At 72.9% G+C, this 13,441-nt stretch carries 9 protein-coding genes and 1 tRNA gene; 5 read left to right on the top strand and 5 right to left on the bottom strand.

Annotated features, from left to right (window positions below; translation table 11 throughout):
• Window positions 1–22 precede the first annotated feature (22 nt).
• The gene (locus tag OHN19_RS34790; RefSeq protein ID WP_330268001.1) at window positions 23–3,892 is read right to left on the bottom strand and encodes a Pls/PosA family non-ribosomal peptide synthetase; all 3,870 of its coding nucleotides are present in this window, start codon (window positions 3,890–3,892) and stop codon (window positions 23–25) included.
• A 288-nt stretch (window positions 3,893–4,180) separates the two neighbouring features.
• A tRNA-Leu gene (locus tag OHN19_RS34795) sits at window positions 4,181–4,268 on the bottom strand.
• A 198-nt stretch (window positions 4,269–4,466) separates the two neighbouring features.
• On the opposite strand from OHN19_RS34795, the gene OHN19_RS34800 reads away from it, so the two are divergent.
• The 3 genes from OHN19_RS34800 to OHN19_RS34810 all read left to right on the top strand — a co-directional run bounded on the left by OHN19_RS34800 (window position 4,467) and on the right by OHN19_RS34810 (window position 7,248).
• Entirely contained in the window at window positions 4,467–5,792 is a 1,326-nt protein-coding gene (locus OHN19_RS34800; protein WP_330268002.1) for a M20/M25/M40 family metallo-hydrolase, read from the top strand.
• 176 nt (window positions 5,793–5,968) lie between these two features.
• Window positions 5,969–6,202, top strand: coding sequence for a chaplin ChpH (chpH, locus tag OHN19_RS34805; RefSeq protein WP_007380902.1), 234 nt, complete (start codon window positions 5,969–5,971; stop codon window positions 6,200–6,202).
• A gap of 149 nt (window positions 6,203–6,351) precedes the next feature.
• Window positions 6,352–7,248, top strand: a complete 897-nt coding sequence (locus tag OHN19_RS34810; RefSeq protein WP_330268003.1) for a chaplin — start codon at window positions 6,352–6,354, stop codon at window positions 7,246–7,248.
• Between the two features lie 61 nt (window positions 7,249–7,309).
• Here OHN19_RS34810 and OHN19_RS34815 read toward each other — a convergent pair whose 3' ends face one another.
• The gene (locus OHN19_RS34815) at window positions 7,310–7,498 is read right to left on the bottom strand and encodes a DUF5703 family protein (RefSeq protein WP_007380901.1); all 189 of its coding nucleotides are present in this window, start codon (window positions 7,496–7,498) and stop codon (window positions 7,310–7,312) included.
• Between the two features lie 47 nt (window positions 7,499–7,545).
• Here OHN19_RS34815 and OHN19_RS34820 point away from each other — a divergent pair, with 47 nt between their 5' ends.
• On the top strand, window positions 7,546–8,214 hold the full coding sequence (locus OHN19_RS34820) for a hypothetical protein (RefSeq protein ID WP_330268004.1): 669 nt from the start codon (window positions 7,546–7,548) through the stop codon (window positions 8,212–8,214).
• Between the two features lie 120 nt (window positions 8,215–8,334).
• On the opposite strand, the gene OHN19_RS34825 is transcribed toward OHN19_RS34820, so the two are convergent.
• The gene (locus OHN19_RS34825) at window positions 8,335–10,770 is read right to left on the bottom strand and encodes a helix-hairpin-helix domain-containing protein (RefSeq protein ID WP_330268005.1); all 2,436 of its coding nucleotides are present in this window, start codon (window positions 10,768–10,770) and stop codon (window positions 8,335–8,337) included.
• Window positions 10,767–11,753 carry an aldo/keto reductase gene (locus OHN19_RS34830; RefSeq protein ID WP_330268006.1) on the bottom strand — a complete coding sequence of 329 codons (987 nt, stop codon included), beginning with the start codon at window positions 11,751–11,753 and terminating at the stop codon, window positions 10,767–10,769. Before OHN19_RS34830 ends, OHN19_RS34825 begins: the two co-directional genes overlap by 4 nt.
• 172 nt (window positions 11,754–11,925) lie before the next feature.
• Between OHN19_RS34830 and OHN19_RS34835 the strand changes: the two genes are divergently transcribed.
• Complete coding sequence (locus OHN19_RS34835) at window positions 11,926–12,981, top strand: LLM class F420-dependent oxidoreductase (protein ID WP_330268007.1); 1,056 nt, start codon at window positions 11,926–11,928, stop codon at window positions 12,979–12,981.
• Window positions 12,982–13,441: the final 460 nt, after the last annotated feature.

Raw genomic sequence — 13,441 nt, forward strand, 5'->3', positions numbered from 1 at the left:
ACCGACTCCGAGTGGCCCGCGTTCAGGGACGCCATGCCTCGATCGGGTTGCCGAGCCAGCGGGTGTCGTCCGGGACGGACTCCGCGGCCATGACGAGCGACGCGGGACCCAGCGTGGTGCGGGCCCCGACCGTGCTGCCGGGCAGCACGATCCCGCCAGGGCCCAGCGTGGCGCCCTCACGGAGAACAACAGTATCCGTCCGCAAGATCCGGTCGTGGAAGAGGTGGGTCTGGAGCACACAGCCCCGGTTGACCGTCGCCGCGTCCTCCAGCGTCACCAGATCGGTCTCCGGCAGCCAGTAGCTCTCCACCCAGACGCCCTTGCCGATCTTCGCGCCGAGCCCCCTGAGCCACGCCGTCATCAGCGGCGTACCGGGCACGGAACCCGCGAGCCACGGCACCGCCAGCACCTCGACGAAGGTGTCCGCGAGCTCGTTGCGCCACACGAAGCCGCTCCACAGCGGGTGCTCACCGGTGTGATGCCGGCCGACCAGCAGCCACTTCGCGATGATCGACACCAGCCCTGCCGCCGCACCGGCGGCGAGCAGCACGGCTCCGGCCAGCAGCCAGGCCCACGGCCCCAGCACACACAGCGCGGCCACCGTCAGCAGGGCGAGCCCGGCCGAGCAGAACACCGGCACGATCCGGCACAGCTCCACGAGACCGCGCGCCCACAGCAGCCCCGCCGACGGCTCGTACGTCCGGCTCTGATCACTGTCGGCGGCACTGCGCGGCAGCTTCACCGGCGGCAGCCCCAGATACGACGTCCCCTTCTTCGCCTTCTTCGGAGTGGCGGACAGCACGCCCACCAGCCCGCCGTCCGGCACGGTCCGCCCCGGCGCGGTCATCCCCGAGTTCCCGAGGAACGCCCGCCGCCCGATCTCCGCACGCCCTATCCGCACCCAGCCGCCACCGAGCTCGTACGGCGCGGTCAGCGTGTCGTCGGCCAGGAACGCGCCCTCGCCGACCGTCGTCAGACTCGGCAGCGCCAGCACCGTCGACACCTCGGCCCCGCGCCCGATCCGCATCCCGAGCAGCCGCAGCCACACGGGCGTGACCAGACCGGCGTACAGCGGGAACAGCGTCTCGCGCGAGCGGTCCATCAGCTGGGTCACGGTCCAGGCCTGCCACCCGATCCGGCTGTGCGTCGGATACGTCCCCTCGCGCAGCCCCACGCTCAGCAGCCGTACGGCGACGAGGAGCAGCAGCGCGTAGGCGAGCCCGAAGGACAGGGTCGCCGGGACCAGGGCCAGGGCGACGCTCCGGACGGTCAGGTCGGTCGGGTCGACGAGTACGCGGGCCATGAGCAGCGCCGCCCCGGCCGCGAGCACCGGCAGGGCGCTCAGCGCGAAGCCCGTGACGCCGTACATCACCCGCCACCACGTGCCCCGCACCGGCCGCTCCTTCGGCCAGTTCCGCTTGGCCTTGCCGAGCTTGACCGCGGGCGCGCCCGCCCAGCGCTGGCCGGTCGGGATCTGCCCGGAGACGGCCGACCCCGGCGCCACCTCGGCACGCTTGCCGACCCGGGCACCCGGGAAGAGCATGCTGCGCGTGCCGACCACGGCGTGCGCACCCACCTTGACCTGGCCGATCTCCAGCCGGTCACCGTCCAGCCACCAGCCCGACAGGTCCACCTCGGACTCCACGGCCGCACCCCGGCCCAGCTTGAGCATGCCGGTCACCGGAGGCAGCGAGTGCAGGTCGACGTCCTGGCCGACCTTGGCGCCGAGCGCCCGCGCGTACCGCTCCAGCCAGGAACCGGTCAGCGAGGTGGCCCCGGTGAACTCGGCGAGCCGCTCCGCCGTCCACAGCCGCAGATGGACACTGCCACCGCGCGGGTAGCGGCCGGGCTGCACGCCTCGCAGCAGCAGCCGCGCCCCGCCGGCCGCCAGGGCGAGCCGTCCGGGCGGACTGAACAGCAGCAGCGCCCCGGCACCGACCAGCCACCAGGAGGCGGTCGGCAGCCAGCCGTAGGAAGGCAGGAGGTTTCCGACAGCGGCCAGCGGCACCATCCAGCGCAGCCCCATCAGCGTGAACAGGGGGATGAGCACGAGGAGTTGGATCGCCCGGGACCTGAGGGGCACCGGTGCGATCACCCGCGCCGCGCTGTCGTCCTGCGCGGACTCCTCCAGGCGCCGGGCCAACTTCCGCAGCGTGGGCTGCTGGTAGATGTCGAGGACGGCAGCGCTCGGGTAGCGGGTGCGCAGCCGGGTGGTCAACTGGGCGGCGGCCAGGCTGGATCCGCCGATCGCGAAGAAGTCGTCGCGGGCACTGGACACCGGGATGCCGAGCACCTCCGCCCACTGCTCGGCGAGCCAGGCCTCGGTGCCGTACAACTCCTCTGTCCTTACGGCGGCTTCGAGCCCCTCCAGCGGCCAGGGCAGCGCGTTGCGGTCCACCTTGCCGGAGGTCCGGGTCGGCAGGTCCTCGACCGGGGCGAGCAACGGCACGAGCGCGGCGGGCAGTTCGGCGCGCAGCTTCTCCACGGCGGCCGCCTGGTCCCAGCCGTCCTGCGTGACGACGTACCCGACCAGGAGCTGGTTGCCGCTGCGGGCGGTGCGCACCGCGGCGGCCGCTCCCGCGACCCCGGGCAGGGCCTGGAGAGCCGCGTCGACCTCACCGAGCTCGATCCGCCGGCCGCCGAGCTTGATCTGCTCGTCCGCCCGCCCCAGGAAGACCAGCCCCTCGGGCTCCGCCTTCACCAGGTCACCGCTGCGGTACGCCCGCTCCCAGCCCAGCGACTTCAGCGGGGCGTACTTCTCCGCGTCCTTCTCGGCGTCCAGGTACCGGGCGAGCCCGACCCCGCCGATCACCAGCTGCCCGCTCGCGCCCATCGGCACCGGGTCCCCGGCCTCGTCCACGACGGCCAGTTCCCAGCCGTCCAGGGGCAGCCCGATCCGGATGGGCTCCTCGCCGGACATGAGCGAGGCACAGGCCACCACGGTCGCCTCGGTGGGCCCGTAGGTGTTCCACACCTCGCGCCCCTCGGTGACCAGCCGCTGCACCAGCTCGGGCGGGCAGGCCTCACCACCGAAGATCAGCAGCCGTACGTCGTTGAGGGTCTCGGGCTCCCACAGCGCGGCGAGCGTCGGCACGGTCGAGACGACGGTGATCTCCTGCTCCACCAGCCAGGGCCCGAGGTCCGCGCCACTCCGGACCTGCGAGCGGGGCACCGGCACCAGGCAGGCGCCGTAGCGCCAGGCCAGCCACATCTCCTCGCAGGAGGCGTCGAAGGCGACCGACAGGCCCGCCATGACCCGGTCGCCGGGACCGATGGGGTCCTCGGTGAGGAACAGTGCCGCCTCCGCGTCCACGAAGGCGGCCGCGCTGCGGTGACTCACCGCGACGCCCTTGGGCTTGCCGGTGGAGCCGGAGGTGAAGATGATCCACGCGTCGTGCTCGATGCCCGGCCGGGCGGAGGGGACGTCGGCGCGCCCGTGGACGGTCAGCTCGTGCCCGGCGCCGACCACGGCCCGCACCCCGGCCTCCCCGAACACCAGCTCGGCCCGCTCGTCGGGGTCCTCGGCGTCGACGGGGACATAGGCGGCACCGGCGGCGAGCACGGCGAGGATCGCCACGTAGAGGTCGTTGGTGCCGGACGGCACCCGCACGCCCACCCGGTCGCCGAGGCCGACCCCGGACGCGGCGAGCCTGCGGCGCAGCCGCTCCACCTCGGCGGCGAGGGCGCGGTAGGTGAGCCGGGTCGTCCCGTCGTCCAGGGCGAGCTCGTCGGGGCAGGACCGCACGGACGCCTCGAACACGTCGACGAGGGTGCGGGGGGAAGCGGCGGGGGCCCCGGAGAAACGGGCGGTGTCGCCGAACTGTTCGCGGATCTCTGCGCTGAGCTCTTCGTTGAGCAGGCCGAGAGCACTGCTCTCGTGAGTGGCTGCCATCGGTCCTCGCGTCTCGATCCCGGAGACCTCCGGGGCGCTGGCGGGCCCGCAGGTCTGCCTGGGGTTGTCCGGCTCCAGCTCGTAACAAGCCGGAAATTTTAGTACGAAGCTAGGTCCGTACGGCTTGATCGGCCATTCCGGAGGACCGTTCGGGGCCGTTCACGACCACCAGAGACGCTGTGACCTGGGAGTTTCACTCCCGAGAGAGATCGCCCACACTGTGCGTGAGGAGCGCCTGCTCCAGGGCAAAAGAAAACGGTGCCGACCAGAACCGGTCAGCACCGCTGTTGGTGTCCGAGGGGGGACTTGAACCCCCACGCCCGATAAAGGGCACTAGCACCTCAAGCTAGCGCGTCTGCCATTCCGCCACCCGGACAAGGTGTCTGTCGTGCGGGGTTTCCCTCGCGGCGACGAAGGAAACATTACCAGGCTTTCGAGGGGCCCCGATCACCCCCCGTCCCCGTCCCGGCCCGCGCGTGAACGGCGTGTGACGGACCGGGACCGGTCTTGGGGCGGACCGGTCCGCGGGGAGAGGATGAGGGGAACCACCAGCAGTGACAGCGGGAGGAACAGCGTGAGCGACACGGACACGGCCAGGGGCGTCACCGGCGAGGACGAGGTCGTGGACCTCTGCCGCGAGCTGATCCAGATCGACACCAGCAACTACGGCGACCACTCCGGCCCGGGTGAGCGCAAGGCGGCCGAGTGGGTCGCGGAGAAGCTCGCCGAGGTGGGGCTCGACCCGCAGATCTTCGAGTCGCACCCGGGACGCGCCTCCACCGTGGCCCGGATCGCCGGCGAGGACCCCTCCCGGCCCGCGCTGCTGATCCACGGCCACCTGGACGTCGTACCCGCCAACGCGCAGGACTGGACCCACCACCCGTTCTCCGGGGAGGTCGCGGACGGGTGCGTGTGGGGGCGGGGCGCCGTCGACATGAAGGACATGGACGCGATGACCCTGGCGGTCGTCCGGGACCGGTTGCGCAGTGGGCGCAGGCCGCCGCGGGACATCGTCCTCGCGTTCCTCGCCGACGAGGAGGCGGGTGGCACCTACGGCGCCCGGCACCTCGTCGACCACCACCCCGACCTCTTCGAGGGCGTCACCGAGGCGATCAGCGAGGTCGGCGGCTTCTCCTTCACGGTGAACGAGCAGCGCCGGCTCTATCTGATCCAGACGGCCGAGAAGGGCATGCACTGGATGAAGCTGACCGTGGCCGGCACCGCCGGACACGGCTCGATGATCCACCGGGACAACGCCATCACCGAGCTGTCGGAGGCCGTCGCCCGGCTCGGACGCCACAAGTTCCCGGTCCGGGTCACCAAGACCACCCGGGCCTTCCTCGACGAACTCGGCGACGCGCTCGGCACCGAGCTGGACCCGGAGGACATGGAGGGCACGCTCGCCCGGCTCGGTGGCATCGCCAAGCTCATCGGTGCGACCCTCAGCAACACCGCCAACCCCACCCAGCTCGGCGCCGGCTACAAGGTCAACGTCATCCCCGGCGAGGCCACCGCGCACGTCGACGGGCGCTTCCTGCCCGGCTACGAGGAGGAGTTCCTCGCCGACCTCGACAAGATCCTCGGCCCCAAGGTCAGGCGCGAGGACGTGCACTCCGACAAGGCCGTCGAGACGACCTTCGACGGCGCCCTCGTGGACGCCATGCAGTCCGCGCTCGTCGCCGAGGACCCGGCCGCCAAGGCGATCCCCTACATGCTCTCCGGCGGCACCGACGCCAAGTCCTTCGACGAGCTCGGCATCCGCGGCTTCGGCTTCGCGCCGCTCAAGCTGCCGCCGGAGCTGGACTTCGCGGGCATGTTCCACGGCGTGGACGAGCGGGTGCCGGTGGACGGGCTGAAATTCGGTGTGCGGGTGCTGGACCGCTTCATCGACGCGAGCTGACGAGAGCCGGCGCGAAAGGACATGTGCGGACGGGGATTGACGCGGTTATTCGGCCGCCCGTGCGAGATCCTCCGGGAAGAGTGAATGCGCTCATAAGCTCGTATCCCCATTACTCCCTCCTCGTTACAGGTGATGCGATCCGCTACTTGGGATCGCATTGCCAACAAGGAGGAACAATGATCAAGAAGGTCGTCGCCGCTGCGGCTGCCACTGGTGGCCTGGTTCTGGCGGGCGCGGGCCTTGCCGTCGCCGATGCGGGTGCGCAGGGTGCCGCCGTGGGCTCCCCGGGCGTGCTGTCCGGCAACGTCGTCCAGGTTCCCGTGCACGTCCCGGTGAACGTCTGCGGCAACACGGTTTCCGTGATCGGTCTGCTGAACCCCGCCTTCGGCAACACGTGCATCAACAAGTGACGTTGTGCCTCGCCCTCAGTTAAACAGGGCTGAGCCCGTCGGCCCCGGAGCGCACGCCATGCGCTCCGGGGCCGACCGGCCTTTTCGAAAAGAAAAGAACCGCGCTGAAGCGGTATTTCGAGACAAGGTCGAAGGCAGGGAATCAGTACATGCGACAAGTCACCCGTAAGGGCCTGATGACAGTGGCGGCCGCGACCGGCGTGATCGCCGCCGCGGGAGGCGCCGCCCACGCGGACGCGGGCGCGAGCGGATCGAGCGCGAACTCACCCGGCGTGCTGTCGGGCAACACGGTCTCCGCGCCGGTGCACGCTCCGGTCAACGCCTGCGGCAACACCGTGGACGTCGTCGGGGTCCTCAACCCCGCGATGGGCAACAGCTGCGGCAACAAGGGCGGCAGCCGGGGCGGAGGCCACGGGTCGCCCGGCGGCTACGGCGACTCGGGCGGATACGGCGACTCGGGCGGCTCCGGAGGACACGGGAGCCACGGCGGCCAGGGTCACGGTGGGCACGGCGGCCATGGTGGGCACGGCGGAGCCGGAGGCTCGGGCGGCCACGGCGGTCACGGCGGCTCCGGTGGGGGCTCGCACGCCGGTGGTCACACCGGTGGCTCGCCCGGCGTGGGGTCGGGCAACCACGTCGAGGTCCCGATCGACGTTCCCGTGAACGTCTGCGGCAACAGCGTCGATGTCATCGGCATCGGCAACCCCGCCATGGGCAACGCCTGCGGCAACGGCTCCGGCGGGCACCTCCCGCCCGGTGGCGGCCACCAGACTCCCCCCGGATCCCCGGAACAGCCGGGCAGCCCGGGGCACCCCGGAAGCCCCGTGGAGCCCGGTCCGCCCGGATCCCCGATCACTCCGCACGGCACTCCCGGTGGCGGCACCCACGGCAACCACCCGGGCACCCAGACGGTGACCCAGCCCCTGGGCAGCGCGCAGCTCGCCCGGACCGGCAGCGACCTGCCGATCGGTCTGGCCATCCCCGTGGGCGCCGGGGCGCTCCTGGCCGGCGCGGTGCTCTACCGCAAGGCCCGCGCCTCCGCGTAGGGCAGACCGCGTGAAACGGAGCGGGCCCCGCCTCGGCGGGGCCCGCTCCGTTCGTACTGTCTCACCACGTGGCACGCACCTGGCGGATGATCCGCCGGCGCAACCGCACCCTGCGGCTGCCGTCGCGCATCAGGCTCAGTCGGTCCAACTCCCAGTGTCCGTACTCGGCATGGTCCGTCAGCAGGCGTGTGGCGTCCTTGCGGGAGACCCCGCGCGGTACGTACACGTCGACAAATTCGTATTCCGGCATCGCATCTATTGTGCGGGCCGGGGCCCGGTACGGATAGCGTCTGCACTATGTCTGATGCTGTGCAGCCCACCGCTGCCGAGGTACGTGCCGCCGCCGAGGCGGTCAAGACCGCGCTCGACCGCCACCTGGCCGCGGTCGAACGGAGGTCGGGGGAGGACGACCCGGCCGTCTACGAGGCCTTCAACGAACTGGCCGCGGCCGCCGAGGTGTACGACGAGCTGCTCTACGACCGCTACGACGAGGTCACCCCCTTCGAGATCCCCGGCGCGGACGACGCCCCGCCCTACACCGGCCCCGAGGAGCCGAACGCGCTCAGCGTGCTGATCCGCCGCGACTACTCGGTGGCGGAGCCGCAGCGGTTGCTGGCCCAGGCCCAGCGTGTCGAGGCGGCCGACGAGAGTCTCGGCACGGGGGCCTCCGGCACCGTGCACGGTGCCCTGAGCGTGCTCTTCGGGGAGTTCGAGCCCGACGAGATCGCCTCCCGGCACAAGGAGTTCGGCCTGGAGGAGGGCGACTCCACGCTGTGGGTGACCGCGGCGGACGAACCGGCCGAGCCGGGGGAGTGGCTGGAGGCGCCGTTCGAGCAGGTGGATGTGGAGCGGGTGGTGTGCCGCTTCGACGTCAGCGCGGTGTTCGACGACGACGATGACGACCTGGCCGACGGGGCGGATCTCGAGGACGAGGATCTGGAACCGTTGGATCTGGATCAGCGCTGAGGTGTGTGACGGCGGCCCCGGAGGGATTGGCTCCGGGGCCGCCGTTGTGTTGTCCGTAGGCGGCGGCCTACGGGTTCGTTGTGGCTGGTCGCACAGTTCCCCGCGCCCCTTTGGGGCGCGTCAGGTGGCCGTCGGTGTTGCCAGGAGGGTGGGCAAGCGCGTCGTGCGGGGCTTGGCCGGGATCTCGGCGACCGCCCTCGGGAGGGCCTGGTCCGCGCCGTGGACCACGGAGAGGTGGCGGGACGCACTGCCGAAGGCCGTGTAGACCCAGGGGCGGGTGAGGGCCTGGGCAGCGTCGCCCGGCAGCACCGCCACCACCGCCGGCCAGCGACCACCCACCGCCTGGTGCGCGGTCAGGGCCCAGCCGTGCCGTACGGACTGCTCCACCCGCTCCTTCGGTACGACCACGTCCTCGCCGCCGCAGGTCAGGCGGAGTCCCTCCGCGTCGGCCCCCACCACGTGGCCCGGGATCGTACGGCCCGGGGTGGGGGAGTAAGCGACGCGGTCGCCGGGGTCGAAGCCGCCGAAGCGACCGGGGCCGGGGTTGAGGCGCTCCTTCAGGGCCGCGTTGAGCACGCGGGTGCCCGCCGCGCCGCCGTGCCCCGGCGTGATCACCTGGGTCTGCTCGGCGGGCACGCCGATCGCCCGCGGTACCGAGTCCGCGACCAGCTGCACGGTCCGGTGCACGGCCTCGCCCGCGTCCCGCACCGGCACGATCACGACCTCCTTGCCGGGGGCCTCGACCTTGTTCAGCTCACCGATGCCGATCCCGGAGACCAACTCGCCCAGCGGCCCGGGGTCCGGAGTGCGCGAGGCGACCTGCGGGCAGATCCGCGCGGCGAGGAGATCCGCGAAGACCCGCCCGGGCCCCGCCGACCACAACACCGCCGGATCCCCGGCCAGCACCAGCCGCGCCCCGTCCGGCAGCGACTCCACGAGCAGCGCGGCCGTCTCGACGTCCAGCTGGGGCGCGTCGAGCACGACGAGCACATCCAGATCGAACGCCCCGTCGCCGTCCCGCCCCGGCCCTTCGGCCCCGGAGAGCAGTCCGGCGACGGTGGCGACGGGGCGGGCGGGGGAGTCGGCGGCGGGCTGGTCTTGCGTGGTGCGCTCCGGGGGCGCGGCATCCTCCGGGCGACCGGGCCCGGGGTGGGGGCGGGCATCGCCGGGATGGGGGCGGGCGTCGCCGGGATGGGCGGCTCCTTGCGAGGCCGCGGCACCCTGCCGCCCCGCTCCCAGCAGCGTGCCGAAGCGGTCGCGGCCCAGGGGGCTGTGGGTGGCCGCCCAGGCCCGCAGGCCGAGGCTCCGCGCCGCCTCCAGCAGGGCCGCCGGTTCGGCCAGGGACGCCTCGCCGCCGGTGTGCAGGACCAGGCCGTGTGTCGCGGTCGCACGGATCAGCTCGGCGGCGGAGCCCTTGGCCGACGCAGCCGCGCGCTCCCAGTCCTCGGCCGAACCGTCCTCCTTGGGCACGGAGTTGATCAACCGGGCCAGTCCGTCGGCGAGACTCTCCTCCGCGAGGGCGTAGCGCTCCAGACCGACCAGGATCCGCACTGGCCGCTCCGCACCCTCCTCGTCGTCCTCGGCACCCTCGACGGGATGCGCGGGCTCCGGGGCGGTCGGGTCGAGGGCGTCCTGGAAGACCAGGGCCTCCGCCTCGGCGATCGTGCTCTGTACGGCCGCGTCGGTGTCCGGCACGCCCCGCTGGGCCAGCGCGGCGGTGAGCGCGGGCATCTCCAGCGCGGTGTGCCCGGCGAGCGCCGCCTGCTCCAGGAGCCAGACGGTGACCGCCCGCCCCCGCCGCTCGTCGTCCGGCGCGCACTCCGCGCCCAGCAGGGCCCGCGCGAACCCGTCGGCCTGCTCGGGCCGCACCCCGGCGACCCGCAGCAACTGCCACGGATCCGCCCGCAGCTCGGCGTCCGCCCCTTCCCCGAGCACCGCGGCCACCTGCGGCGCGAGCCCCTCCGGCGCCCCGCCCTCGGCCAGCACCCGCCGAACGGCCTCGACGGCTTCGGGCCCGGGCCCGGGGGGGGAAACACCGCCACCGGGAGAAGCGACCACGCCGATGGCCCCGCCGACCCCGACCCCGTCCCCGGCACGGCTCGCCGCCGACACCGGCCGGGACCGCGCCGCCTCCTGCGCGGGCCGGCGCGGCGGCTCGGGCTCGCTGAACACGGCGGCCACGGGCTTCGCCCCGCTCTCCACGGCCCGTACGGCGGCGAGGAGATCGGCGGCCTTCCCGCTGAGCTTGGCCCCGGCCTCGACGGGCCCCTGCTTCTCCGCCTTGCGCCGGGCGATCCGCTCCCGCTCGACCCGCTGCGCCGCCAGCTCGGCCTCGGCCTCGGACAACTGAGCCTTGTCCGCGCCGTCGCCTTCGGTGCCCTCGCTCCCGGTCGCCTCGGCTGCCTCACCCGCGGCATCCGCCCCGGCGCCCTCGGCGTCGGCCTCCGCGCCCCGTGCTGCGTCCGCACCCTGCGGAGCCGGCTCGGGCTCCGGCTCCGGCGCGGCCACCCGCGTCTCCGGGTCGGTGTTCTCCGTGGGCTCCGGCTCCGTGCTCACAGCGTGCTCCAGTCGTGATCGGGATAGCGGTGCACGGGCGCCGACACATCGTCGAGCGCCCGGCAGATCTCGTCAGGAAGACTAAGGGCCTCCACTGACAATGCCGCCGTGAGCTGCTGCGAGTTGCGCGCGCCGACGATCGGGGCGGCCACCCCCGGCCGGTCCCGGACCCATGCGAGCGCCACCTGGAGCGGCGTCACCGCGAGCCCGTCCGCCGCGGTCGCCACCGCGTCCACGATGCGGCTCGCCGTGTCGTCGAGGTAGGGCGCGACGAAGGGCGCCAGATGCTCCGAGGCCCCCCGGGAGTCGGCCGGTGTCGCGTCCCCGCGGTACTTGCCCGTCAGCACCCCGCGCCCCAGCGGCGAGGACGGCAGCAGTCCGATGCCGAGATCCAGCGCGGCCGGCAGCACCTCGCGCTCGATCCCGCGCTGGAGCAGCGAGTACTCCAGCTGCGTCGCGGCCAGCCGGGTCCGCGTCCCGGGCGCCGAGAGCTGCCAGGTCCCCGCCTTGGCGAGCTGCCAGCCGCAGAAGTCGGACACCCCGGCATAGCGGACGCGGCCGCTGCTGACGGCCAGGTCGAGGGCGTGGAGCGTCTCGTCCAGGGGGGTGTTGGGGTCGTAGGAGTGGATGTGCCAGACGTCGACGTAGTCCGTGCCGAGCCGGGCCAGTGAGTCGTCCAGCGCGGAGAGCAGGTGCCCGCGCGAGCCGTCGACGCGGCGGTCCGGGTCGGGCACACTGCCCGCCTTCGTGGAGATGACCAGGTCCCGGCGCGGGACCAGGCCGTCTATGAGGCGTCCGAGCAGGTACTCCGCTTCCCCGTCGCCGTACACGTCCGCCGTGTCGACCAGCGTCCCGCCCGCCTCCCAGAACGTTTTCAGGAGGTCCGCCGCGTCGTGCTCGTCGGTGTCCCTGCCCCAGGTGAGGGTGCCGAGTCCGATCCGGGACACGCGCAGGCCGGTACGGCCGAGATGCCTCTGCTCCATGAACGCCGAGATTACTGGCCAGAACCTGTCGCGTGGGGGCCTGTGGACAACGGATTGCGACAGGTGCGCGGTAATGGCGTCCGTCATGGCACGGCCCGCGACCTGCCCCGGTGAGCCCGGTCGCGCTAAGGTCTGAGACAAGGACGTTACTGATCGGTAAGGGGAATCGGCCATGCAGCTCGGGATCAACCTCGGCTACTGGGGCGCCGGAATGGACGCGGACAATCTCGCCGTCGCCAAGGAGGCCGACCGCCTCGGGTACTCCGTCTGCTGGGCCGCCGAGGCCTACGGCTCGGACGCGGCCACCGTGCTCACCTGGGTCGCCGCGCAGACCGAACGCATCGACGTCGGCTCGGCCATCTTCCAGATCCCGGCCCGTCAGCCGGCGATGACCGCGATGACCGCGGCCACCCTCGACTCGCTCTCCGGCGGCCGTTTCCGTCTCGGCCTCGGGGTCTCGGGGCCGCAGGTGTCCGAGGGCTGGTACGGCGTCAAGTTCGACAAGCCGCTGGCACGCACGCGTGAGTACGTCGAGATCGTCCGCAAGGCCATGTCGCGCGAGCGGCTGTCCTACGAGGGGCAGCACTGGACGCTGCCGCTGCCCGGCGGTCCCGGCAAGCCGCTCAAGCTGACCGTGCACCCCGAGCGTGAGTACATCCCGCTGTACATCGCCGCGATCGGCCCGAAGAACCTGGAGCAGACCGGCGAGATCGCCGACGGCGCCCTGCTGATCTTCCCTTCCGCGGAGCACCTGGAGGAGACCGCGATCCAGTACCTGCGGGCGGGCCGTGAGAAGGCCGGCAAGACGCTCGAGGGCTTCGACATCGTGCCGACCCTGCCGCTCGCCCTGGGCGAGGACAAGGACGTGACCGCCCTCGCCGACACGTTCCGTCCCTACACCGCGCTGTACGTGGGCGGCATGGGCAGCCGCAAGCAGAACTTCTACAACCAGCTCGCCCAGCGCATGGGCTTCGAGGCGGCGGCTGCCGAGATCCAGGACAAGTACCTGGCCGGCGACAAGAACGGCGCCGCGGCCGCCATCCCGCACGACCTGATCGACAAGACGACGCTGCTCGGTTCGGTGGACCGCATCGCGGACCGGATGAAGCAGTACGCGGCGGCCGGCGTCACCACCCTCACCCTGGCCCCCGCAGGCTTCACCCTCGACGAACGCCTCGCGGCCCTCCGAGCCGGCACGGAGGCCCTCGACCGCGCGGGCCTCGCCTAGCCCCTGCCCAGGACCGCCCGCGCATGGTCACGGCCGGGGGCCCGGGCCGTACACCCCGCCCCCGGCCTCAACTCCGCTCCGACGACACGCTGCCGCCTACCGACCTTCCGGGCCCCGGCCCCCGAGGCTTGAAGGCGTCCAGCGTGCCCCGAGCCCACCGCCGCAGGCTCGTTGCGGAGCCCGGTCGGACTGAAGTCGGTCGGCGTGCAACCGGTCCGCCAACCGGAGGCTCCCGTGTCACCGCCCCGACCGCCGGAGCCGGTCAGCGTGCACCCGACCCGACCGCCCAACACCTCCGCGCCACCCGGCCCCACCACTCAAGCCGGCCACCCTGACCCGGCCCCACCGCCCAAGCCAGTCACCCTCACGACCCCGGTCCCGCCGCCGGAGGCTTCCGCGGCCGTGGTGGGGGCTCGGGGGTCTTCCCCGCCACGGCCGTCACCTCAAACAACGCGGTCGC

Source organism: Streptomyces griseorubiginosus, assembly GCF_036345115.1.
Taxonomy (GTDB): domain Bacteria; phylum Actinomycetota; class Actinomycetes; order Streptomycetales; family Streptomycetaceae; genus Streptomyces; species Streptomyces griseorubiginosus_C.

Bases quoted from the DNA above. Each gene is read 5' to 3' on its own strand.
- OHN19_RS34790 (WP_330268001.1), bottom strand. From the start codon at position 3,892: ATGGCAGCCACTCACGAGAGCAGTGCTCTCGGCCTGCTCAACGAAGAG.
- chpH (WP_007380902.1), top strand. From the start codon at position 5,969: ATGATCAAGAAGGTCGTCGCCGCTGCGGCTGCCACTGGTGGCCTGGTT.
- OHN19_RS34810 (WP_330268003.1), top strand. From the start codon at position 6,352: ATGCGACAAGTCACCCGTAAGGGCCTGATGACAGTGGCGGCCGCGACC.
- OHN19_RS34815 (WP_007380901.1), bottom strand. From the start codon at position 7,498: ATGCCGGAATACGAATTTGTCGACGTGTACGTACCGCGCGGGGTCTCC.
- OHN19_RS34820 (WP_330268004.1), top strand. From the start codon at position 7,546: ATGTCTGATGCTGTGCAGCCCACCGCTGCCGAGGTACGTGCCGCCGCC.
- OHN19_RS34830 (WP_330268006.1), bottom strand. From the start codon at position 11,753: ATGGAGCAGAGGCATCTCGGCCGTACCGGCCTGCGCGTGTCCCGGATC.
- OHN19_RS34835 (WP_330268007.1), top strand. From the start codon at position 11,926: ATGCAGCTCGGGATCAACCTCGGCTACTGGGGCGCCGGAATGGACGCG.